We start from the raw sequence: 24,992 nt of genomic DNA, 5'->3' as shown, positions 1-24,992 counted from the left end.
GACAACCCTTTTGACAGGGTTGAACTTCGTTTTGACAACACGGTTACGGCGTTGACATCCTTACGCGTTTATGAGGTAAGCCGCTTACCGCGCGTTTCCCTAATTGAAGATGCAAGCGAACTGGCTGAAATACTGACCGGATGCGGCAGCGTGGACCTCGTTGGTGCTATCACGAATTATCAGCCCGATTATTACGATTATCATTATTATAGCGTCCCAACAGGAGGTACACCACTGGGCACCTCTGTAGTGACAACGGGCGGAACTTATTATATAGAGGCGGTCGATAAGGTTACGGGTTGCATCTCGCCAAGGGTGGCTGTAACGGCTACGGTAAATGCTTATCCGGAAATCACATTCAACGGGCCAACGACTTATGTTATCGCACCGGGCGGAAGTGTAACCTTGCCTACCGCATCGGTGACCAATGTAGCCACAACCAGTATACAGTGGTACGACCATGAAGGAAACGCATACACGCCTTCAGGCGCCCATACTTTCCCTATGGCAGGTGTATATCCGTTTTACGTGGTGGCAACGTCCAATGCTGGCTGTCAATCGGTTGCTGCGGTTGTCGTCATTGTAAGCGGTGACGGCTGCCCGCCAGCGTTTATCCGTGAATACAATACCGGTCAATCGCATACAACGACCAGTCTGCTTGGCATCCCATTGGGTTCGGTGGATAATGCAAATGCCGCCGCCGACGGTGACATATCAACCTACGCTACATTGAATGAAACGTTGAATGTTCTGGGGCTGACCGGTGAAACTTCACAGACGCTGACGTGGAACACTGCAGTAAATGCCGGTACGCCGGTAACAGTGAAACTGGGCCGTGAATATGGTGTTGCGTCTGTCGTGGGTAATATTTATGTCGCGCCGGTAGACGCCGCCGGAAATGAAGTAGGGCCAAGGGTTGCGGTGGATCCGAACCTGGCCGCAGTGGTAAACGGGTTGAACGTATTTGAATATACGTTCGTGCCAACCGGAAGCTCGGGCTCCGCTACGGCTTATAGTGGTGTCAAGGTGATCATGAGTTCACTGGTCAACGCGGTTCAATCTGTGCGGGTTTACGGTGCCTATTACCATAATATCGGAACAGCCGATTGTTCGGGCGGGGATGTCATTGATGTATATGGTGGTTATGAAGAGCAGCTCTTGAACCTCAATGCGCTTACCGGCCTTATCGGCGTGAATAATCCGGAAGGGGCGGCAGATCGCGATTTGGCAACGTATGCCACGCTGCAGAATATAGCCGGTGTTGCGGCTTATAGCAAATTGGAGGTTGCCTTTGCGACGCCTTCTTTGGCTACGGATAGTTTGCAGATTGTATTCGGTGAACCTGGATCACTGATAGACCTGAACCTATTGGGCGAATTCCGGATCCAACGGTTCTTCGGAAATATCCCCGTAGAAGATCCCGTTGTGGTTGATCCGAGCTTGTTGCGCCTGCGACTCCTCGCTGGATCAAGCTTCAGTGTAGTGACGGTTCCGGCCGACGTTCCCTTCGATCGCGTACGCATTACTTACGGAGGTACGGCAAGTGTCCTGGAGTCACTGCGGATATACGAAGTGTCCCGCAAAGGGGCTACCCAACTGCCCGGAACGCCGAATCCGGCATTGAATTCCGTTGAGATTTGTGTGGGTGGAACGGTTGACTTGAGTGGACTGCCTGCAGATTGCGGTACGACTTATAAAATATATGACCAGCCATTCGGTGGCAGCGAAGTGGATATCGCAGCGTTGGCTGCAGGCACGCACACGTTGTGGATTCAGCCTGTACGCTACGGTTGTGAATCATTGGGCCGGGGTATCCTGACGGTTGTCGTAAGCGAACCGCCGGTGGCTCCGGTTGTGGCGCCTACGGGTAATCAATTAGTCGCTGCTGGAACAAGCGTGACACTCGAAATTACCAATGCTGCGGATTATGCGACGGGCACTACTTATCAATGGTTCAAAGACGGTGTCTCACTTGACGGAGAAACAGGGGCTACCTTGACGATAGCCGATTTCGCTTCCGCAGACGAAGGTGCCTATACCGCAGTAGCCATTGGCCTTTGTGCATCGCCGGCGAGTGCAGCTACGAATTTGGCGCTGCTTGACCTTGACACGTGGATGTCGGCCGACCAAACGTCGGTACGTGGTGGTGAGGAAATTACATATACTATCCATATCCGGAATAACAGTACAACGACCGATGCAACGGGATTGACGGTTACCGGCGCTGTTCCGGATCACACAACCTTTGTGTCTGTCGATGCCGACGGTACGCACGATAATGGAGTGGTTACGTTCGCTGATCTGAATGTTCCTGCCGGCGAAACAATAACGGTGTCATTCAAAGTGCGGGTGGACGACGATCTTACCGGTGTTACCGAAATTTCCAATGTGGCTACCGTGAAGAGCGGACCGGATGATCCGGGTCAGCAGACCTGGCCGCCGAATGCCGCAAATGACGGGCCGGATGAAAGCGGAGACCGCGAGACCGTGGTGCCTGTTGAACAGGTAAACACCGTGGTAAGCTGGAAAAGCTATGCTGTGGCGGTTCCGCCGGCAACCGCGTTTAATCCGGCAATCACCAGCGTAAGTGGGGGAGAAACCATCGCCTACACCGTCTACGTGCGGAATACGGGTAACCAAAGGCTTACTAATATAGCGGTTTCCGATCAGTTGCCGGCTGGCGTAACCTGGGTTTCTGGAGGTACACATGATGCCGGTACGGTGACATTCACCATACCTTCATTGGAAGTAGGAGCTACTTCCACGGGATTAACATTCAATGTTTTGGTTAACCGTGACCTCACCGGTATAGACGCTATCCGCAATGTGGCTATGGTGACGGTGCCGGGCGAGACACCGGTAGAGTCGTATCCGCCGGTAGATAATAGCACTCCGACGGATCCGGACGTCTCGGCGGGTACGGGTACAGTCATTGATGTTACCCCTGTTCACGATGCTGATATTTCATTGACCGGCGTTAGCAATGGCACCAACAGCGGCCAAGCAGCTGAAGGCGACGAAATTACGTATACCATCACGGTTGAGAATACGGGTAATAAGGCATTGACCGGAGTTAATGTATCCGGTCTGGTGCCGGCCAACACAGCTTATGTGGCCGGATCAGGCGGTTCATTGAACGGAACAGCCGTTGATTTCGGACCGGTCGCCTTGGCGGTGGGCGAGACGCGCACGTTTACCTATAAGGTTACGGTCGGCGCTATTGACGCAAGCATACCCACGATTGATAATACGGCAACGGTGACCTACCGCAACGCCGATGATACCGACGACGTTACGGAAACGGCCGACTTCAATATGCCGACCAGCTGCGATGAAGTGGTGGCTTCGGATATCACATTGTCAGTCGATCAGTCCATTTGCGTCGGCGAAACAGTCACCTTAACTGCTGCTGTGCCTGCGGGTATAGACGCGTCGATGGTGAAATGGTATACCAATCCGGGACGTACCGGGACACCGCTTACGGGCTTGTCTGTGGAGGTGACACCCACCGCGACGGCAACTTACTATGTCGTGGTGGAAGGCGTGGGCTACTGCTTTAACGGTGCGCCGGCCGAAGTTACCGTAACGGTAAATCCACGGCCGGAAGCAGCTACCATCACCGTTACCGGTGATGCAACGGTGTGCGCAGGTGAAACGGTTACGTTGACCGCCACTCCCGGAGCAGATAGCTATATCTGGTATCAGGCTGGAGTCGAGGTACAAAATGGACCATCTAATACATTTGAAGCAAATGAATCCGGCAACTATACGGTTGTCGTTGTCAATACTTCCGGCTGTAGCAGCCCTGCTTCGGCGGCTGTCGAAGTGGTGGTACGCGCTGCCATTACTGCTCCGTCTATTTCTGCAAGTGGAGATCTGACGATTTGCCAGGGAAGTAGCGTGGAACTGGTAGCTACTACAGCACCGGGATATCAATGGTTCCTGGACGGCACTGAAATACCGGGTGCCACTGAGCGCACGCTGTTGGCGACGCAAGCCGGTGTGTATACGGTAATTGCCGTGGACGGCGACTGCGTCAGTCCGGCATCCGCGGGTGTCACGGTTACCGTAACGGAATCGCCGGTGGTTAGCCTGAATGGCCCGTTGACGTACGCCATCGAGGTTGGCCAGTCCGTTCCGGTACCGACATATACCGTAGAGGCTGGCGTTACCTACCAGTGGGTAGACGGTAACGGCAATAACTTCAACGGCACCGCATTCGGGCCGTTCAGCACGGCAGGTGTATATTCCTATACGTTGGTAGCTACCCGCGGCGGCTGCTCGTCCGCTGTAACCGTAGTTATCAATGTATACAACGAAGGCGAATGTCCGCCGGTGTTTGACCGCGTCTACAATACGGCAGCTAACAACGGAACGGTGGCAAGCCTGCTGGGATTGGTTACACTGGGCAGTGTGGATAACCCGCAGAATGCGGCTTCGGCTGATGTCACTACATATTCCACGATAGCGGAGTTGCTGTCTACCTCGTTGCTTGGGCTGACCGGAGAAACCTCTCAGACGCTCACCTGGAACAGCGATATCCCTGCCGGTACACCGGTTACGGTGAAGCTGGCGAAGGAATATGGTGCGGCCGGTGTAATCGGTGGCCTGTATGTACAAGCGGTAGACGGTGCCGGCAATCCGGTAGGTGGCAGACAGTGGGTTGATCCGAACCTGGCTTCGGTGGTCAATGGCTTGAATGTATTTGAATATACTTTCGCGCCAACCGGCAACTATCGCGGTGTGAAAGTTGCGTTGTCTGCTGTGCTTAACGCTGCTCAATCGGCACGTATTTACAATGCTTATTATCATCAGGCCGGAACGCCGGATTGCAGCAATCCGGACGGTGTCCGGGATGTGCTGGAGGGCGTTGAGTTCCCATTGGGCATCGCCAATGTATTAACTGGCCTTGCCGGCGTGGAAAACCCGCGTGCTGCTGCCGATGGCGATGAAGCAACGTTCGCGACATTGCGGAATAATGTTGGGGTAAACGCGCTGACCAAACTGGAAGTTGCTTATGCCATGCCCGCCCTGGCAGGCGATACGGTGTCGATTCGCTTCAGCAAGCCTGGGTCGGTACTGACCGCAGGGCTGCTCGAATCGTTTACCATACAACCATATCTGGGCAACACTGCCGCAGGCGATCCGGTACATAATAACCCGAGTCTGCTGCGCATTGAGTTGCTGCCCGGTGGCCAGGAAGGCCGGATTACCTATACGGCTGATGTACCGTTCGACCGGATTAAGATTCTGTACGGTGGTATCGCAAGCGTAGTGGATGAATTACGGATACATGAGGTAAGCCGTACCGTTCCCGCCGTGGTCACCGGTCCGAATAACGATAATACGTTCGAAATCTGTGCTGGTGAGGATATTACTATTGATCCGGACGATTGTACAGCATATACCATCTATACCACAGCGGCTGGCAATACCGTGGCGGATATCACGGCGCTGCCAGCGGGCACGCATACGCTTTATGTACAAACGGTTCGGTTTGGCAGCTGTGAGATAGGTGAGCGTACGCCTATTACCGTGACGGTTAAAGCAAATGGTACTCCTGCCGATATCGACGCTGCTGACATCGTGGTATGCTTCGGCGAAAATGCGGTACTTAATGCAACCAGTTCTACGGTAACCGACAGTCCGGTATTCAACTGGTACAGCGATGAGCAATTGACTGATCTGTTGTTTACCGGAGCAGCGTATGACTTAGGTGATGCGTTGGCGGTAGGTGTACATACTTACTACGTGACCGTACAGAGTGCTACGGTTTGCGAAAATGCACCGGGCAATGCGGCTGAGGTCAGCGTTATCGTGCAGCGCCAGATTACCGCCGCCGATATTTCCGTGCCTGCTGTCGTTAGCCAATGTTCCGGCGAAGATGTGGTCATTACGGCTGCTATTGCCGGCGGGCTTACAATTTCCAATCCGGTGTTCAACTGGTACTTCGATGCTGCGGGTACACAGCCAATCAGCGATGGTACCGTTGGTGGAGTTACATATACGGTTGGCATCGGTACACTGACCGTCAGTGGATTGGCCGATGGCGCTAATCCGACATACTATGTACAGCTGTCGGGCGATGACGTTTGCGAAAACGTAGGAGGAGACTTGGCCGCAGTTGAGGTGGCTATCGGGGACGCACTGTCGACACCCGTGGTGCCCGCTGTGGCGGTTTGCCCCGGTGATGATGTAACGCTGGCGGTGCAAAGTCCGCAATCGAACCTGACGTATAATTGGTACGATGCGGCTTCGGGAGGTTCGCTGTTGCATACCGGCATAACGTATCCGTTAACTGGCGTAACAGCGAGCGCAACGTATTATGTGGAGGCGGTCGGTACCGGCGGGTGCGTGAGCGCTACCCGTACGGCTGTTACTGTTACTGTGAACCCGTTTGCAACGGCCAGTGATGTGACGGTTTCGGGAACTACAGATCTCTGTGCGCCGGGCAGCACCGTGCTGACTCCTGCTACTACGCTTACGGGCACTCCGGTGTTCCGTTGGTATGCTGATGCAAACAAGACAACCGAAATAACCAGCGGTGTTGACGCGGATGGCGTGTTAACGTTGAGTGGTCTGGTTGCGGGTACATATACTTATTATGTAAGCGTATCAAGCGAAGATTTCTGCGAGAACGAGGCAGGCGACCTTACTGCGGTTGCGGTTACAGTGACTGAAGTTCCTGAGGCTCCTGTCGTAACGCCGCCGGTTCAATATGTAGTGGTTGGCGGAACAGTCGCTCCATTCCAGGCGGTAGGAGTTACTTCCGGCTCGGTGGTATGGTACAGCGATGCTGGCCTGACTACGGCGGTGCATAGCGGTGAGAGCTTCGTGCCTTCATCCGCTGCCGTAGGTACGTTTACGTATTATGTGGTGGTTGAAGCGGGTCCGTGTGCGTCTGCGGCCACCGAGGTGGTGTTGCACGTTACCGCACCGCCTACCGCGCCGGATGATTGCTATGTGGCCAACGCCGAGTCGCATGGTGCCGATGGACTTTGTGTACTGTGCGCCGTGCTTAACCCGACGCATGCTGTGGATGCCGATCGCAATAATTATACGCGCTTGTCGATCCCTGTTGGTCTGCTGGATGGCTCGGTTTATCAAAGATTGCAGTTCAGCCATGCAGGCAAAGGCGGAGATACGGTACATGTCGATATAGCCGTGCCGGGTGGTCTGGCCGACGTGAGCATATTGGGAGGGCTTAGCTTTACACTGTATAACGGTGGTTCGGCTGTGGCTACGTTCAGCGGTAATGATCCGTTGCTACGCGTTACACTGCTTTCTGGCTCGCGTGGTATGGTACGGGTTCCGGCTCCGGGGGCGTTTGATCGCATTGAGGTACGTAATACTGCGGGTATTGCCACATTGCTGACAAGCGTGGATATCTACGGTGCTGAAATTCACCAGGCTTCACCGACGTTGCCAAGTATTCCGGATCCACTGGAACTTTGCCAAGGTGAAAACTATACATTGAACGCTGAACCGGCTGCAGGTACATACCTGCGCTGGTACGATGCTGGCGGAACGCTCCTTCATGAAGGCAGTGACTTCGTCGTTCCGACAGCAACGGCAGGTAACTATACTTATTATATTGAAATTGTTGACGCGGCTTCACACTGCCCCGACCCGGATCGTATACCGGTAAGGGTAAGGGTGATCGCTGCGCCGACAGCGGCTGATATCGTGGCTGATGGGGCTGCGATTTGTGCAGGCGAAAGCTTTACCTTGTCGGCTACGTTGGCGTCGGGCAGCGCGGTTACGGATCCGGTATTTACTTGGTACGCCGATGCGGCGTTGACCACGGAGATTACTGACCTGACGGTGTCGCCTGCGACTACCACGACATATTATGTTACGGTTAAGTCGGGTGCCGCGGGATGCGAGAATATGGTTGGCGATGCGAAGGAAGTGACGGTAACGGTTACGCCGCGTGCCACTGCAGGGGACATTACGGTGAACGACGCGACCATCTGTGCCGGCGAGAGCGTTACGCTTTCGGCGACGAGCGCGGTTGCGGACGCTGTCTTCCGGTTCTATGCGGATGCGGCATTGACCACGGAGATTACTGACCTGACGGTGTCGCCGTCTGTAACGACGACCTATTATGTGACGGTAAGCGGCGACGGCGTGTGCGAGAATGCGCCGAACACGGCTGCCGAGCTTACGGTAACGGTTACCCCGCGTGCCACGGCAGGGGACATTACGGTAAACGACGCGACCATCTGTGCGGGCGAGAGCGTTACGCTTTCGGCGACGAGCGCGGTTGCGGACGCTGTCTTCCGGTTCTATGCGGATGCGGCGTTGACCACGGAGATTACTGACCTGACGGTGTCGCCGTCTGCAACGACGACCTACTATGTGACGGTGAGCGGCGACGGCGTGTGCGAGAATGCGCCGAACACGGCTGCCGAGCTTACGGTAACGGTTACCCCGCGTGCCACTGCAGGGGACATCACGGTGAACGACGCGACCATCTGTGCGGGCGAGAGCGTTACGCTTTCAGCGACGAGCGCGGTTGCGAATGCTGTATTCCGGTTCTATGCGGATGCGGCGTTGACCACGGAGATTACTGACCTGACGGTGTCGCCATCTGTAACGACGACCTATTATGTGACGGTAAGCGGCGACGGCGTGTGCGAGAATGCGCCGAACACGGCTGCCGAGCTTACGGTAACGGTTACCCCGCGTGCCACTGCAGGGGACATCACGGTGAACGACGCGACCATCTGTGCGGGCGAGAGCGTTACGCTTTCGGCGACGAGCGCGGTTGCGGACGCTGTCTTCCGGTTCTATGCGGATGCGGCGTTGACCACGGAGATTACTGACCTGACGGTGTCGCCGTCTGTAACGACGACCTATTATGTGACGGTAAGCGGCGATGGCGTGTGCGAGAATGCGCCGAACACGGCTGCCGAGCTTACGGTAACGGTTACCCCGCGTGCCACTGCAGGGGACATCACGGTGAACGACGCGACCATCTGTGCGGGCGAGAGCGTTACGCTTTCAGCGACGAGCGCGGTTGCGAATGCTGTATTCCGGTTCTATGCGGATGCGGCGTTGACCACGGAGATTACTGACCTGACGGTGTCGCCGTCTGTAACGACGACCTACTATGTGACGGTAAGCGGCGATGGCGTGTGCGAGAATGCGCCGAACACGGCTGCCGAGCTTACGGTAACGGTTAACCCGAACGCCGCCGCCGATGCCATCGACGGTATCACCGTAGCGGGCGCTGATGCAACTGGAAATGTCTGCATCGACGCCGGAGGCAACGTTACGTTGCGGGCAACATTGGCCGTGGGTGCTGGTATTGCGGATCCGGTATTCCATTGGTATGATGCCGCAGGAAACCCGGTATCAGGAGGAGCAAACGGAGAGCTTGTATTGGCCGGTATTGCTGCTGGTACGCATACTTACTATGTTGGTGTAAGCGGCAACGGCGTTTGTGAAACGCCGGCCGCCGACAGAACTTCGGTAACCTTCACCGCGCGAGTCTGTACAGATTTGGCTGTGGTGAAAACAGTGGATAACACCAATCCATATGTTGGAGACAACGTGGTGTTCACCATCACCGTCACCAATAATGGGCCGGGTGCGGCCACAGGCGTGGTGGTTACGGACGAGCTTCCGACAGGCTACACTTACGTGAGCGCTACAGCTACGGTTGGCACGTTCGATGCGGCTGCAGGCACCTGGGCTGTGGGTAACCTGGCCAATGGCGCAAGCCAGACGCTGACCATCACGGCACGTGTACTGGCGGCCGGTGATTACATTAACTACGCAAGCGTAACGGGCGACGAGCATGACCCGGATAAGGACAACAACGAGGATACACCGGACGATCCGGTGGTACCGGTTCCGGTGACCGACCTTGCCATTGTCAAGACAGTGGATAATATCACCCCATACGTTGGCGACAACGTGGTCTTTACGGTTGTCGTGACCAACAACGGGCCGAGTGACGCTACAGGTGTGGTGGTTACGGACGAGCTTCCGACAGGCTACACTTACGTGAGCGCTACGGCTACGGTTGGCACGTTCGATGCGGCTGCAGGCACCTGGGCTGTGGGTAACCTGGCCAATGGCGCAAGCCAGACGCTGACCATCACGGCACGTGTACTGGCGGCCGGTGATTACATTAACTACGCAAGCGTGACGGGCGACGAGCATGACCCGGATAAGGACAACAACGAGGATACACCGGACGATCCCGTGGTGCCCATACCGGTATCGCAATTGAGCGTCACCAAAGTGGCCGATCAAAGCCGGGTAGTGGCCGGAGAGACCACTACATTTACAATAACGATTACGAACAACGGACCGTCGCCGATTGCAAGCAACAAACAACTGGCATTGCGCGAACGGCCAGGTCAAGGAGTAACGATAACCGGTTATGCAGTAACCTCTGGTAATGCAACCATCAGCGGCGATGCCAATAGTGCAACAGTTGCCACTACGGAAGCTATCGCGGTGGGTGAAACCATCGTAGTGAAAGTGACGGCAGCTATCGATGCGGATGCGCCTGCTACCATCACCAACGGCATCAGCGTCTGGGGTCCGGATAAAGACCCTGACGATGATACTCCGGACGACGAGGATGATACGCCGGAAATTCCGGTTGATCGCAACTACGCCCTGAGCATTACCAAAGTGGCTGATGATGCGCGTGTAATATCTGGCGGAAGTACTTCGTTTACGGTAACCGTTACGAACAACGGTCCGTCAACCATTGCCGCAGGCCAGGTAATCAGCTTGAGGGAACATCCTGGAAATGGCGTTGTCATCACAGGTTACGAGGTAACAGCAGGTAATGCGACAGTGGCAGGTACTGGTAACGCTGCGGAGCTGACAGCAACGTCCGCTATACCAAGTGGAGGTACTATCACGGTAGTGGTAAGTGCGGATGTTACTGCGCCTGCCGGAACGACCATTACCAACGGTATTGCAGTATGGGCTCCCGACAGGAACCCGGATACGGAAGATGAAGACGATGAAGATGAGACACCGGAGATACCTGTAGATCGGCCATACACGCTCACTATCGAGAAAGTTGCCGACCAGTCGCTGGTAACGGCAGGGCAGTCTACCACCTTTACGGTGACCATTACCAATAACGGTCCGATGTCAATAGCGGCCGATAGGCAAATCGCACTGGAAGAACGTCCAGGAGCTGGCGTTACGGTTACGGGTTATGAAATCGTATCGGGAGCGGCAACCATAAGCGGTTCGGGCAACCAAGCAACCATTACCACAACCGGTACGGTAGATGTAGGTGCAACGATTGTGGTTCGGGTAACAGCAACGGTAGCCGAAACAGCAACGGGAACCATTACCAATGGTATCGCCGTGTGGAGCCCAGGTCGTGATCCGGAAGATGAAGACCCGGATGATGAGGATGAGACCAATCCTATCCCAGTGGATGCCGCCCTGGAGATCCCGAACTTGTTCACACCGAACGGCGACGGACTGAATGATCGGTTTGTCATCAAAAATCTGATGCAATACCAAGGCAGGGAATTGTTGATACTCAACAGGTGGGGTAATCAGGTGTACAAGAGCACGAACTATAATAATGATTGGGACGGTGGCTCACTCGCCGAGGGTACCTACTACTATATCCTGCGCGTTCGCGGTAATAACAACGGTGAATGGCGGACTTATAAAGGGGCAGTGGCCATCATTAGAGTGACAGGCCGTTAAATGAAGTAACCTGCCGGGCTTCACGGTCCGGCAGGTTCTTAAAATATGCTGTTTTGACCATATCGAATAAAAGATAACGACATGAAGAAGTATTTTTTTCTATTACTGATAACTGCCTCGACTGCTCAAGTGTCTGCCCAGCAGGTGGCACAATACAGCCAATACATGTTCAACGGCCTGTATATTAACCCAGCGTACGCCGGTTATCGGGGACCCGTTAATTTCCATACTTATTTCCGATCGCAGTGGACGGGTATGCCCGACGGTCCGCAAACACTGGCCTTGGCGGCAGATATGCGCGCGGCAAGTGATAACGTGGGGTTGGGATTTAATTTGATGAGTGATCGCGTGGGATTGGAGAAGCGTATTTACGCGTATGCCAACTATGCATATCGACTGAGAGTAGGGTGGGATCCCGAGGATAGGCTAGCGTTTGGATTGGGATTGGGGGTCATTCATTCCGGTTTTGATAATGCCCGTGCTCGAACAACTGATCCGGAGGCAGTAAATATCGAAAATTCGTTTTTGCCCGATGCACGTTTCGGTATCCATTATTCTACCAGCAGGTTTTTTGCCGGCGTTGGCGTAGATAACCTCATTTCGAACCTGATATTCAATGAAGGCAATAGTAGTACTCGTATCCCTCCGGTTACCCAGTATTATTTTAACGGAGGAGGGATCGTTCCGTTGGCAACCGACATTTTGCTGAAACCTTCTGTTCTGGTTAAAACCGCGCATAACGCAGGGAGACGTGCTTGGACAACCGATTTTAATGCTGCGGCAATCTTTGCGGATCAGTTTACCCTCGGACTCTCGTACCGGACGGCACTTTCAAACGGACAGCGGCTGAGTGATGGACTGAGGAGACCGAATTCCGTCATTGCGCTTGCTGAATTCGTTGCAGCGGGTCAGTTCCGTATAGGGTATTCCTTCGATTATGCGCTTAATAAGATAAGTAATCAGGTAGGAAGTACGCATGAAATATCATTGGGCTACTCGTTGATTAAGGGAACACAACGGGTGCGCACGCCGCGTTATTTCTGATATGATGCTGTTTAAATCAATGCTGATCCATCACCAAAATAATACCGATACATGAAATTTTTCAACAATAAGGTTAATTTGATCTTGGGACTGTGCCTGCTGGCGGCCATACCGCTTCACGCGCAGTATTCCTTGCTGAAATCTGCTGACCGAGAATTCGACGCGTTCAATTTCATCAAGGCGATTGAACTTTACCAGCGTGCGTATGAAACGAAACCGGATATACGCACTGCCGAACGCCTTGCCGAGTCGTATTATAATATACGGAATTACCGGGAAGCGGAGACATGGTATGCGCGATTGGCCAATCACGATGAAGCAAAGATTGCGCATGTTTTGATGTATGGACACGTGCTTCGCAATAATTCAAAGTTCAGAGAGGCTAAAGCACAATACCAGCGGGTAGCGCTAAAGGCGGAGGGAATCATCACGCCGCAGGAGCTGGAGGTATTGTACGCTTCATGCGATTCGGCTATTGTATGGGTAGAAAATCCAGTGAAGTCGGTCGAAATAAGAAACCACCGCGCGGTCAACAGCCCGCAGGCTGACTTCGGCGCAACAAAGGGGCCGGATGGGTTTTATTTTGCTTCCGACCGGTTTGATGGAGCCGACCAACCTGACGTGATTTACGGTTGGACCGGTAATCCTTACCTTTCTATGTATCGGTTCAAGGATAATGCGGTGAGCAAAATAGATGCGCGTTGGGGCGATGGCGCCAATCACTTTGGCCCAGCTACATTTTCGAATAAACGTAATGAGGTCTATTTCGCAGTAACCCGTAAACTGACCCGGGAAGAGCGGCGTAATGCAGGAAAGGATGTGACCGTCAATATCGAGATTTTTTCCAACACATTGGATGCCGCTAACTGGGGTGAAAATGCGACTCCCTTTCGCTATAACAATGCGACCAAGTGGTCTGTGGGAGATCCGTTCCTGAGTGTTTCGGGCGACACGCTATATTTCGTGTCGGATATGCCCGACGGCCACGGCGGCACCGATATATATTATGTGGTGCGCCAGGCAGACGGAAGCTGGGGCGATGCGGTCAACATGGGGGCCGGTGTCAATACCTCCGGGAATGAAAGGTTTCCCAGTATTGATGATAAAGGCGATTTCTATTTTTCTTCAGATGGCCATTTGGGTATGGGCGGATTGGATGTATATCGGTTAACCAGAAACGGCAGTGCAACAAGGGCTGTTAATCTCGGTTTCCCTTTTAATTCGCCTTACGACGACTTTTCTATCCGGTTTGATAAAGAACTTGAAGGCTATATGGCGTCCAACAGGAGCGGCGGACAGGGGGCTGACGATATCTATTGGTTTAACCTGAATAAGGTCGTGCAAATTGATCTGGAGGGAGGGGTGTATAATGAGAAGACCAAGCTTCCGGTCACAGGAGCACGTGTAGCACTCACTCCGGTCGGTAACGAGGCCGACGTGGTGGTGGTACATGCAGGCGCCGACGGTAAATTCAAGTTTAATTTGGCGGAAAACACGGACTATACCCTTACTGCTGAACAAACAGGCTTCCGGCCGTTCACGCCTTTGTCGTTCTCTACGAAGGGACTCGATAGCAGCACAACGCTAAAAAGGGATATCTATTTGGCGCCGGTGGAAGTTAGGGAGGTAGTGGTGCTCCGTAACATCTATTTTGATTTCGACAAGGCCGATATCCGTCCAGACGCGGCGCTTGAGCTGGATAAGATTGCTGCATTCCTGAACAGTGATCCATCCGCCCGGATTGAACTCAGCGCACACGCCGATTCGAGGGGAAGCCACGACTACAACATGAAGCTGACTCAGCGGCGGGCCGACTCTGCGGTGGAGTACTTGGTGCAAAAGGGTATTTCCAGGGATCGCTTGGTGGCAAAAGGCTACGGATTTACAAAGTTGGCCAATCACTGTGCCAAAGGCGTAAAATGTACCGAAGAGGAACACCAGTGGAACAGGCGCGTGGAGTTTTTTGTCATAGGGAATTGATAACGCTATTCGTACTTACTGAGCACCCAGTTATCATAACGGAAGAATTTAAGGAGCTGTAGCTCCTTTTTTTCTTTGCGAATGTCGTGCACTTGAGCAGCTATCTTTTTTCGTGTGGAGGCTTTCCATGCGTTACCCCGGCGCTTGGGATCCATTGATATGGTATTGAATATCAATTTTTCGACTTTATAGGCTTTTCCCAGCTTGCCAAAAGCTCGTTTATACGATCGTATCTCGTATTCGAGGTAGGCCATCTCATCCTGCTCGTAGCGCAACAGAACGTAGAGTAGCCGACCAGCCCGATACACCGGAAACCTAGCGTCTTGCCTGTCGTTAGTAAGGAGGCGGCGAAGGCACCGGTTGGCCTTGTGCCATTGTTTGGTAACGAAATAGGTAAGTCCTTCAAAGTATGCGTATTCCAATTGTTTTTCATGGCTGTTCATGATTGACAGTTGGTGCCGTTCTCCATTGTTCGCAGTAATCCACTGAACGGCTGTATCGTAGCTCCCCAAACCAAGATGCATATTCAGTTTATACACTTGAAAAGTGAGTACCGCTAGGCTTTTGAAGTGATCTGGATATGCCCTTTTTGCCAGCATTGCTACTTTATCAATAAAAAGCACCATCTCTTGATAGTAGCCAATGCTTCTCAAGCTATCCAATATACCATCCAACGCTGACAGATAGTCATAAGGTGGATAATCCCACATGGACTCGTTGGTTTCGATTAACCGGTTTAGGTCGTTGAATATACGGAGGGCTGAACGGTAATCGCCAGTATGGATGAAAAAGAAGGATTGGAATAGGAGATGCAGCTTTTGGGGTTCAAATTGGTGCCTGCTGCCGCGGGTGGTTAGACTCAATTCGCTTAAGACAAGGTCATTTACCCATTTGTCCTGCTTCCCATCTACATTGAATGCACCCTTGGTAAGCCGGTGGCTTAGCAGTTCGTACAACGCGAAATGCTCGTGCAACTGCCGCAGTAGTTGTAGGAGATGTTTAGCCTTCATCTGTTTGTCCACAAGCTGCTGCTCTGTGACGCCCGGAAAGCCCATGTCTGTGAGTGCAGTAAGCTCCATCCGGGCTGCTTGGTACGCCATAGCGTGGTTTTGATTTCCCGATGCCAGTTTAAACGCTTTTTGTAACTCTTTGCGGGCCCTATCAGGGATAGAACGCTCGAAACACAACCTCGCTTTCATCAGGCTCTGGTGTTGCTGGTACCATGTGTCTTGCTCAATCCGTATCTGAACCAGTACGTCTGTAAGTACTTTGTATAAATAGTTTGAGGTATTCTCGAAGGATTTTGTGGGGTATCGCTCTTTAAATCGTTGCTTAAGGGGCTGATTGTCTCCGCTGGCTTGTTCAGTAGCTAAATCAAACAGGGTTAAATAGTCTTTCGGCCCTTGAAGTTTAGCGCAATGGAGTTTAAATGTTTTTTTTTCTGGGCCGGATAATGAGTTGATAAGTTTTTCTAATTCCAATGTGAGCATGATAGTTATCACTGGTTAGGTACTAAGATAAAAATAGTTTGTTAAATTATTGATTTTAAAGCATAACCTATTTTTAGTTTTAATAATATTCGTTTTAAAATTCATAGAAACACAAATAAATGGTCAATTTTTGTAGTGCTTTCCAATTACTTTTGACATGAATTATAGACCAATTTCCATTTTTTAGCCAGTTATATGAGCAATCGGATTATCGTGGTAGGAAGTATGAACATGGATATGGTGGTAAAAACAAGCCACATTCCCCAACCCGGCGAAACTGTATTAGGTGGTTCTTTTTTAATGAATCCGGGTGGCAAAGGAGCCAATCAGGCAGTCGCTGTTGCCCGTTTAGGTGGAAACGTCACCTTCATCGGCAAGATTGGCGATGATATTTTCGGTAAACAGTCGTCACAACTGTTCGATGAAGAGGGGGTGGATACCAATGGCATATTATCTGACAGTGATAGCCCGTCCGGCATTGCACTGATCACCGTAGACGACCGGGGAGAAAACAGCATTGTGGTGGCTCCGGGCGCCAATGCACACCTGGAACCTGAAGATGTAGAGAAGGTGTTAGGCACCTACGCTGACGCAAAAATCCTGCTCGTGCAGTTGGAGATACCCATGCATACTGTTGAGTTTGCGTCCCGTCATGCGCGGCAGCGGGGCATGCAAGTAATTCTGAATCCGGCACCTGCCAACCATGCAGTACCGAACATGTTTCACTTGGTTGATATTATCACACCGAACATCCATGAAGCGGAAATGTTATCGGGCGTACGGATCACCGATATCCCAAGTGCACGACAGGCCGCCGATGTAATCCATAGCCAAGGTGTAAAACACGTCATTGTGACCTTAGGTAAGGGTGGTGCGGTGTTACTGGAGGACGGAGTGTTTTCTCATATTCCCGCGCCAGTAGTCGAAACGGTAGACTCCACGGCGGCAGGGGATGTGTTCAATGGCGCGCTGGCTGTGGCTGTTGCGGAAGGTAAGGGGCTGACGGAAGCAACTGCTTTCGCCTGCAGGGCGGCCTCCATTGCGGTTACACGGATGGGCGCACAATCGTCTATCCCATTCCGCAACGAAGTGTTGTTGAGCAGCATGGCACAACGATAGTTACGAAGGTAGAAACCAATTTAAAAATCAAATTATGTTTATCGTAGAAAATTATGGGTTGGCGGTCCTGTTCTGCATCATCACGATGCTTTGCTGGGGGTCTTGGGCCAACACGCAGAAGCTGGTGCAGCATCGATGGCGTTTTGAGCTGTTCTATTGGGATTATGTGTGGGGCATATTTCTCTTGGCACTCATCGGCGCCTTTACGATGGGAAGTATCGGTGAATCGGGTAGACCATTTTTAGACGACCTTGCCCAAGCCGACGCTGCCAATATCCGTAGCGCATTCATTGGCGGGGTGGTATTCAACCTTGCCAATATCCTGCTCACAGCGGCCATTGCGGGGGCGGGCATGGCCGTGGCATTTCCGGTGGGGATAGGCCTGGCGTTGGTTATTGGTGTGCTGATCAACTACTTAATGCTTAGCAAGGGCGATCCTGTGTTGCTCTTTTGCGGTGTTGCTTTGGTGACCTTAGCGATTGTCCTCAATGCCGTCGCTTACAGCAGGCACGCTGGCAGCTCGGGCAAGATAGGCGTGGGCAAATGGATAGGCGTATCCGTTGTTGCTGGTGTGTTGATGTCCACCTTTTACCCGTTTATCGCTGCAGGCATGGATCTGGAAGATTTTGTGTCGCCGGCACCGGGAAAGATGACGCCCTATACGGCTTTCGTGGTGTTCGCTGGGGGCATTGTGGTGAGCAACCTGCTGTTCAACACGGTATTGATGCGGCGGCCGTTGGAGGGAACTCCTGTCCGGTACATAGACTACGTTAAGGGGCGTTTTGGAGTTCATCTCGTAGGGATTCTCGGTGGCTGTATCTGGGGTGTAGGAAATCTGTTCAATCTCATTGCTGCCGGAAAGGCGGGCCCGGCCATCTCTTATGGCTTGGGGCAAGGTGCTACGCTGGTCGCAGCATTATGGGGCGTGCTTATCTGGAAAGAATTCAAGGGCGGCTCTAACACCGTAAATGTACTGGTAGCAATAATGTTCGTGCTGTTTGTGACGGGATTGGGGCTAGTTATTGCATCAGGAATCTGACCGTATGAATGCTTAACAAATGAACTAATTATAGTCGAATGATATGAAAATTTTAACCAACAAGATGATTACAGGCCTCACTGATCAGCGTCTTGTCTTGCTGATGGTGCTGGTGGCACAGCTGGCTAACTGCGTAGTCGCCAAGCCCGCCCCTCCCGGCGGGGGACGTATGGTACACATGGCATCAATGCAGGAACACATTACTGGTTCAGTGAAGGACAATGAAGGAAACGCGCTTAGCGGTGTTACGGTAAAAAATGGTGAAAAGAGTGCAACGGCACAGACCGATGAGCATGGTCGTTTTTCCATCCCAGCCTCTGCCGGAGATACGTTACAATTTTCTTCCTTAGGGTTTGAAACACAGACCTACGTGGTCAGTGCGGATAGGGACATAGCGGTCGTGCTTCAATTGTCAACCAGTTCCCTCGATGAAGTGGTTATCGTCGGTTTTGGACAACAGAAGAAGGTCAACTTAACGGGATCTGTGGGCGTATTGGATAACGAGGCCCTGCAAAACCGGCCTGTGCAGAACGTAACCCAAGCATTACAGGGGCTGGTGCCCGGGCTTAACATCGATAACGCCAATGGGGGATCGCTCGATCGCCGTGCAAACATTAACATCCGGGGGGTCGCGACAATCGGCGAAGGAAGCAGCGGCGGGGCTCTGGTGCTTATCGACGGTATGGAAGCCGATTTGAAAACGGTCAATCCGCAGGACATCGAGTCGATATCGGTATTGAAAGATGCCGCCGCATCATCTATTTACGGGTCAAGGGCACCGTTCGGCGTTATTTTGATTACCACGAAAAAAGGGAAGGCTGGAAGCCCTGCTATCAACTATAACAACAGCTTCCGGTACAGTTCACCGATTAGCATGCCGAATATGGCCAATTCTTACCGTTTTGCCACGATGTTCAATGACGCGTCAGTAGCCGCTGGGTGGGGCGACCGGTTCAATCCCGAACGGATGCAGCGTATCTTGGATTATATGGAAGGGAGGATAACGGCTACGACGGTGCCAAACCCCGGCAATCCCCGGCTATGGGGCGATGGCTACGATTTCGGTAACGACAACATCAACTATTATGACGTTTTTTTCCGGAAAAACGCGCCATCGCAAGAGCATAATGTCAGTCTATCCGGCGGAATGAATAAAATAAATTACTATTTGTCGTCCAATTACCTGAACCAGAGTGGACTGCTCAATTATGGGAGCGACTCATACGGACGGTTTACGGCGACCGGGAAGGTGGGGGCCGACGTGTCGGATAAGTTATCCGTGAGTTACAATGTCCGTTTCATCCGCGAAAATTTTGAGCGGCCAAGGCATCTTTCCGATGGGCTTTTCTGGGATCTGGCCAGGCAAGCCTGGCCGACCAAGCCCCTGTACGATCCGAATGGCCACCTTTTTGACGACCATGTGCTGAATATGGATAGGGGCGGGCGCGCGCGGCACGAGGAAGATTGGCTCTATCAGCAGTTGCAGCTTGTTGTCCGCCCAACCGAAGGTATGCGCATGGTCGGAGAAGTGAACTATCGCACAAACACTTACTTGTATCACCAGCATGTGTTGACCGTTCACCAGATAGCGGTTGATGGTGTAAGCAGGGGAAACTTCTGGAATCCGAATACCTCCGCGCAGGAATCGGTTGTTAAAAACAACTACCTCAACATCAATGCGTACGCCGACTATGAGCGCACATTTGCAGAAAAGCATTATACCAAGTTTATGGTGGGCGCGCAGGCTGAGGACAACCGCTACCGCGATTTCGGAGGAAGCCGTGTGGGATTGATGGTGCCGGGTCTTCCTGCGTTGAACACGACGACTGGTCTCGGCGCTGATGGCATGCCTATCCCTCCTTCGATATGGGGCGCATACAGCGATTGGGCCACCGTCGGTATTTTCGGTCGGCTCAACTACAACTATGACGAGAAATACCTGTTTGAGGCAAACCTCAGGTATGATGGCACATCGAGGTTCCGGTCAGATGCGCGTTGGGGATTATTTCCCTCTTTTTCGGCAGGGTGGAATATTGCCAATGAAGCGTTCTTTGAGCCGGCCCGAAAGCACATCGGCGCGCTGAAACTGCGGGCATCGTATGGTAGCCTTGGTAATCAGAATACGTGGAACATCTACCCCACCTATACCGTGATGAACATCGCAGTAGCATCTGGGCCTTGGCTGATTAATGGATTGCAGCCTACGGTAGCGCACGCACCGGGGCTTATCAGCACTTCGCTGACATGGGAAGACATCGTCACCTATAACGGAGGGCTCGACATGGAAATGTTCGGCGGCAGGCTGAACTTTTCGGCAGATGTTTACCAACGGAATACGCGCAATATGGTTGGCCCTGCTCCGGAGCTGCCGGTCATTTTGGGTACTCCGGTGCCGGTAACGAATAACACTGACTTGAGAACAAATGGTTTTGAGCTGGAATTGGCCTGGCGCGACCGTACGCAACGTGGGTTAGGTTATGGCGCGAGACTCCTGCTTTCGGATTCCCGTACTGTTATCACCCGGTATTCAAACCCTACTAACAGCCTGAGCCGTTACCGTGTGGGGCAGGAGATGGGTGAAATATGGGGATACACCACCAAAGGGATCGCCCGTACCAAACAGGAAATGGATGAGCACCTGGCAGCGCTGCCCAATGGCGGGCAAGGGGCATTGGGGGGCTATTGGGATGCCGGAGACATCATGTATGTGGATGTCAATGGCGACGGGAAAATCGATTGGGGGGCCAATACGGCCGATGATTCGGGCGATTTGCGCATCATCGGTAATGAATCGCCACGTTATTCGTTCGGTGCCGATTTGACGGCTGACTGGAAAGGTATAGACGTCCGGTTATTTTTCCAGGGCGTGCTGAAGCGCGACATGTTCCAGTCCAGCTACTATTTTTGGGGAATCGACGGCGCGCAGGGACCATGGTTTTCAACGGTATTTGACGAACACCTGGATTATTTCCGCGATGATCCAGAGCATGCATTGGGACTTAACTTGGATGCCTATTATCCCAGGGCATTGTTCGGTACAGGAAAGAATCAACAAGCTCAAACCCGGTATTTGCAAGACGCTTCTTACCTGCGCCTGAAAAATGCCCAGATCGGGTATACCTTCCCTAACCAACTTACCAGTAAGATTGGGATTAAGAACTTCCGTATTTCCCTTTCGGGTGAAAACCTGGCCACGTTTACCAGGCTGACCAAAATATTCGATCCCGAAACGGTGTTCGGGTCGACGGGGGGTAATGTGTACCCGTTGGCAAAAGTGTGGTCGTTCGGGTTAAATGCTAATTTTTAAATGTGAACGTTATGAAGAGAACGCTTAAAACCATCATTATTATATGGAGTTTGCTGTTTGCCGGATGCAATAAATTTCTGGATAGGGAGCCGCTTGCTGAAGTGACGCCCGAACAGTATCTTTCCAATGAGGCGAATCTGGCAAGCTATGCTATCGGTTTATACGATATGCTGCCTACGCATGATCAATGGGGCTATGGGACATTTACGTTTGATAACCATACCGATAATATGGCCGGTATGTATCCGAGTCCGATGTATGCACCGGGCCAATCGCGTGTCGAACAAACCGGTGGCGATTGGGATTTTGCCTTGCTTTATCGCTGCAACTATTTTCTTCAGCAGGTTGTGCCCAAGGTAGCGCGTAATGAGATTGCTGGAAATCCGGGTGCCATTAACCATTACCTGGGAGAAGTATATTTCATGAGAGCTTTCGCTTATTTTCAGAAACTGCAGGCCCTGGGTGATTTTCCGATCATTACCGAAATTTTGCCTGATGAGCATGGTGCGTTGACCGAAGCGAGCAAACGGCGTCCGCGGAACGAGGTGGCCCGGTTTATCCTCGAGGATTTAGATCGTGCCATTGATCTGTTGAACGACGTACCGCCTAATGGCGGGAAAAACCGGTTAAACAAGCTCGCTGCGTACCTTTTTAAGTCGCGGGTTGCACTATTCGAGGGTACTTGGCTCAAGTATTTCAGGGGCACCGCATTTGTACCCGGCGGTACCGGTTGGCCGGGGGCAGTCAAAGATTATAATTCGGCGTATCAGTTTCCATCCGGTTCGATCGACGGAGAAATCGACTTTTTCCTCTCAGAGGCCATGGTTGCTGCCAGCGTGGTGGCTGATGCGGTACCGCTGGTCGAAAATACAGGGACCTACCAACATCATCCCACCGATCCCGTCAATCCGTATTTTAATATGTTCAGTGACGAAAACATGGAAGGGTACAGCGAAGTGCTGTTGTGGAGGAAATATAGTGTGGGCATGGTAACCAACAGCGTAGGGTCAGATGCTTCGCGGGCCAATTCTGGTGTCGGGACTACCCGAAGCATGATCAATGCGTTTATTATGCAGGATGGAAAGCCGATTTATGCGTCGCCGGCTAAAATGGACGAAAACACGTCTTATTGGGGGGACGAAGAGCTAACTCACATTACCAAAAACAGGGATACGCGTGCCCAGCTGTTTGTAAAGAAGCCGGGCGATCGCAATCTGCATACACCGCCCGGGTCCCACGGATATGAATACGAGCCTTGCCCCAACCTGATTGCCACCACGGGCGATGAGAAGTATACAACGGGCTACGCCATCCGCAAGGGCTTGAATTTTAACGGAAAACACACACAATTTTTGGAGAGTACGATTGGCTCCATTGTGTTCCGGGCATCGGAGGCTTATCTAAATTACATCGAGGCGTGTTATGAAAAAAACGGTAGCTTGGACGGTATCGCCGACAATTACTGGAAAAAGATTCGCCAACGGGCCAAAATCAACGAGGATTACCTTTACACCACGGGATTGACCAACATGGCTGAGGAGGGCAAAACCGACTGGGGCGCCTATTCGTCCGGTCAGTTGGTTGACCCTTTGCTGTTTAACATCCGCAGGGAGCGGCGGTGTGAATTGATGGCTGAAGGACTACGGATGATGGACATTAAGCGTTGGAGGTCAATGGATCAGCTGATCCATGATCCTTATCATGTTGAGGGAATCGATTTGTACAGCGTTTTGTATCCCGAATGGGACTGCTACAGAGATGCCAATGGTATTTCCATATTAGCCCCAGGGGTTAATGTGTCTCACCCTTCGTTTGGAAAGTATCTCCAACCATACCGGATTTCGCCAAACAACATTGCCTATAACGGCTATCGTTGGCATATGGCACATTACCTTGCGCCGATAGCGATTCAGCATTTTATCAATACATCAGATGGCAATCTGCAGGAGTCGCCGATTTACCAGAATCCGGGCTGGCCATTGGAGGCAGGGGGGACGCCGCAATAATCTTTGGTGCGATATCTTCATGGAAGGAATTGAAATGTTTTATATAATCATATTGCTAATTATTATGAACCAACTAAATTATAAAGCCGTTGCCGTCGCCCTGGGGTTTGTAGCCCTGGGCGGCTGCTCCAATGAGCGTCAATTGCCGGATGGCACACCTGCAAGTATTCCGAAGATCATTTTCGACACGGATATGGGGCCAGACTACGATGATGTGGGCGCGATTACCATTTTGCATGCGTTAGCTGATAGTGGCGAATGTGAAATTTTGGCCACGGTATCCAGCGATGGCCACCCACTTATTGCGCCGACGATCGAGGTGTTTAACCGGTATTTCAAACGTGACAGCCTGCCGATCGGAATCCCGTCGGCTGCAGCACCTGATTTCACCGCGCCGAACGGCTGGAATGATACCCTTGTAAATCGGTTCGCGCCGGAACTGCAATCAAAAACTTATCCCAGCGCAGTCAGCGTATACCGGAAGGTATTAGCGGCTCAGCCGGACAACAGCGTAACCATTGTCACCGTTGGGTTTCTGTCAAATATCAGCGACCTGTTGGAATCACCGGCCGATGAGCATTCTGAACTGAATGGCGTCGATCTGGTAAAAGCCAAGGCGAAGCAATGGGTGGCTATGGCGGGTTCTTTCCCCGAAGGTTTTGAGTTTAACCTGGATAAGCATGCGGCAGCATCCGTAAATGCACTTCGTAAATGGCCGAAGCCGATCTTGTTCAGCGGTTTTGAAATCGGCGACAGAATACGTACAGGCGGCAGGCTGGCACAGGAAGGGCCGGATGATAGCCCTGCAGCCCAGGCTTACGCTTATAATCTGAAAACCTATACGAAAGAAGGGGAAACGAACCGGCAATCGTGGGATCAGACGGCCGTCCTGTGCGCCGTGCGGGAGCCGTCAAAATATTTCTATGTGAATGGCCCAGGAAGGCTCACTGTTCGCGAAGATGGCTATGGCACTTGGGATCCGGAAACGGATGCAGGGCATTATTTCGTGAGCCACAAATATCCGTATGGCCGCATAGCGGAAAGCATCGAGAAGCTGATGGCACATGTACCCGCGGATTGACGCCGGATAGATTAATAACTTTAAAACAGCAAAGTGGCACTTCTTGCCCTTTGCTGTTCTCCTAATGTTGGTTTTTAAAAAGAATATTTCGGCCAATGACCGATCGCAGACTGAATTGGCCACCCAAAGCGTAGTTTTTCCGAGTGCGCGCCTTGTCCTTGATTGATATGGATGGAGATGGGGATCTTAGTCTTGTAACCAGAATGCACTATTTCGCGCATAC

Annotated in this window: 9 protein-coding genes; 8 read left to right on the top strand and 1 reads right to left on the bottom strand. The window is 52.2% G+C overall.

The window, feature by feature from the left end:
* The first annotated feature begins 51 nt into the window (after positions 1 to 51).
* From BM030_RS17340 to BM030_RS17330, 3 genes are all read left to right on the top strand, one after another.
* Positions 52 to 11,703, top strand: a complete 11,652-nt coding sequence (locus BM030_RS17340; RefSeq protein WP_211657650.1) for an Ig-like domain-containing protein — start codon at positions 52 to 54, stop codon at positions 11,701 to 11,703.
* Between the two features lie 81 nt (positions 11,704 to 11,784).
* Positions 11,785 to 12,747: a PorP/SprF family type IX secretion system membrane protein gene (locus BM030_RS17335; RefSeq protein ID WP_090974873.1), complete on the top strand. Its 963-nt coding sequence runs from the start codon at positions 11,785 to 11,787 to the stop codon at positions 12,745 to 12,747.
* 51 nt (positions 12,748 to 12,798) lie between these two features.
* Complete coding sequence (locus BM030_RS17330) at positions 12,799 to 14,727, top strand: OmpA family protein (protein WP_090974872.1); 1,929 nt, start codon at positions 12,799 to 12,801, stop codon at positions 14,725 to 14,727.
* 5 nt (positions 14,728 to 14,732) lie between these two features.
* Here BM030_RS17330 and BM030_RS17325 read toward each other — a convergent pair whose 3' ends face one another.
* A complete protein-coding gene (locus BM030_RS17325) occupies positions 14,733 to 16,217 on the bottom strand; it encodes a hypothetical protein (protein WP_090974871.1) in 1,485 nt (494 codons plus the stop codon).
* A 195-nt stretch (positions 16,218 to 16,412) separates the two neighbouring features.
* Here BM030_RS17325 and rbsK point away from each other — a divergent pair, with 195 nt between their 5' ends.
* The 5 genes from rbsK to BM030_RS17300 all read left to right on the top strand — a co-directional run bounded on the left by rbsK (position 16,413) and on the right by BM030_RS17300 (position 24,769).
* On the top strand, positions 16,413 to 17,336 hold the full coding sequence (rbsK, locus tag BM030_RS17320) for a ribokinase (protein WP_090974870.1): 924 nt from the start codon (positions 16,413 to 16,415) through the stop codon (positions 17,334 to 17,336).
* A 34-nt stretch (positions 17,337 to 17,370) separates the two neighbouring features.
* Positions 17,371 to 18,375 carry a GRP family sugar transporter gene (locus tag BM030_RS17315; protein ID WP_090974869.1) on the top strand — a complete coding sequence of 335 codons (1,005 nt, stop codon included), beginning with the start codon at positions 17,371 to 17,373 and terminating at the stop codon, positions 18,373 to 18,375.
* A 43-nt stretch (positions 18,376 to 18,418) separates the two neighbouring features.
* A complete protein-coding gene (locus tag BM030_RS17310; protein ID WP_211657649.1) occupies positions 18,419 to 21,682 on the top strand; it encodes a SusC/RagA family TonB-linked outer membrane protein in 3,264 nt (1,087 codons plus the stop codon).
* Between the two features lie 11 nt (positions 21,683 to 21,693).
* Positions 21,694 to 23,688 carry a RagB/SusD family nutrient uptake outer membrane protein gene (locus tag BM030_RS17305; protein WP_090974868.1) on the top strand — a complete coding sequence of 665 codons (1,995 nt, stop codon included), beginning with the start codon at positions 21,694 to 21,696 and terminating at the stop codon, positions 23,686 to 23,688.
* Between the two features lie 64 nt (positions 23,689 to 23,752).
* A complete protein-coding gene (locus BM030_RS17300; protein WP_170845804.1) occupies positions 23,753 to 24,769 on the top strand; it encodes a nucleoside hydrolase in 1,017 nt (338 codons plus the stop codon).
* Positions 24,770 to 24,992: the final 223 nt, after the last annotated feature.

Source organism: Parapedobacter composti (assembly GCF_900112315.1).
In the GTDB taxonomy this organism is placed as follows: domain Bacteria; phylum Bacteroidota; class Bacteroidia; order Sphingobacteriales; family Sphingobacteriaceae; genus Parapedobacter; species Parapedobacter composti.
The sequence above is the reverse complement of the archived record's forward strand: the minus strand, read 5'-3'. Positions and strand labels throughout refer to the sequence as shown.

Coding starts and splice junctions, on each gene's coding strand:
- BM030_RS17335 (WP_090974873.1), top strand. CDS start 11,785: ATGAAGAAGTATTTTTTTCTATTACTGATAACTGCCTCGACTGCTCAA.
- BM030_RS17330 (WP_090974872.1), top strand. CDS start 12,799: ATGAAATTTTTCAACAATAAGGTTAATTTGATCTTGGGACTGTGCCTG.
- BM030_RS17325 (WP_090974871.1), bottom strand. CDS start 16,217: ATGCTCACATTGGAATTAGAAAAACTTATCAACTCATTATCCGGCCCA.
- rbsK (WP_090974870.1), top strand. CDS start 16,413: ATGAGCAATCGGATTATCGTGGTAGGAAGTATGAACATGGATATGGTG.
- BM030_RS17315 (WP_090974869.1), top strand. CDS start 17,371: ATGTTTATCGTAGAAAATTATGGGTTGGCGGTCCTGTTCTGCATCATC.
- BM030_RS17310 (WP_211657649.1), top strand. CDS start 18,419: ATGAAAATTTTAACCAACAAGATGATTACAGGCCTCACTGATCAGCGT.
- BM030_RS17305 (WP_090974868.1), top strand. CDS start 21,694: ATGAAGAGAACGCTTAAAACCATCATTATTATATGGAGTTTGCTGTTT.
- BM030_RS17300 (WP_170845804.1), top strand. CDS start 23,753: ATGAACCAACTAAATTATAAAGCCGTTGCCGTCGCCCTGGGGTTTGTA.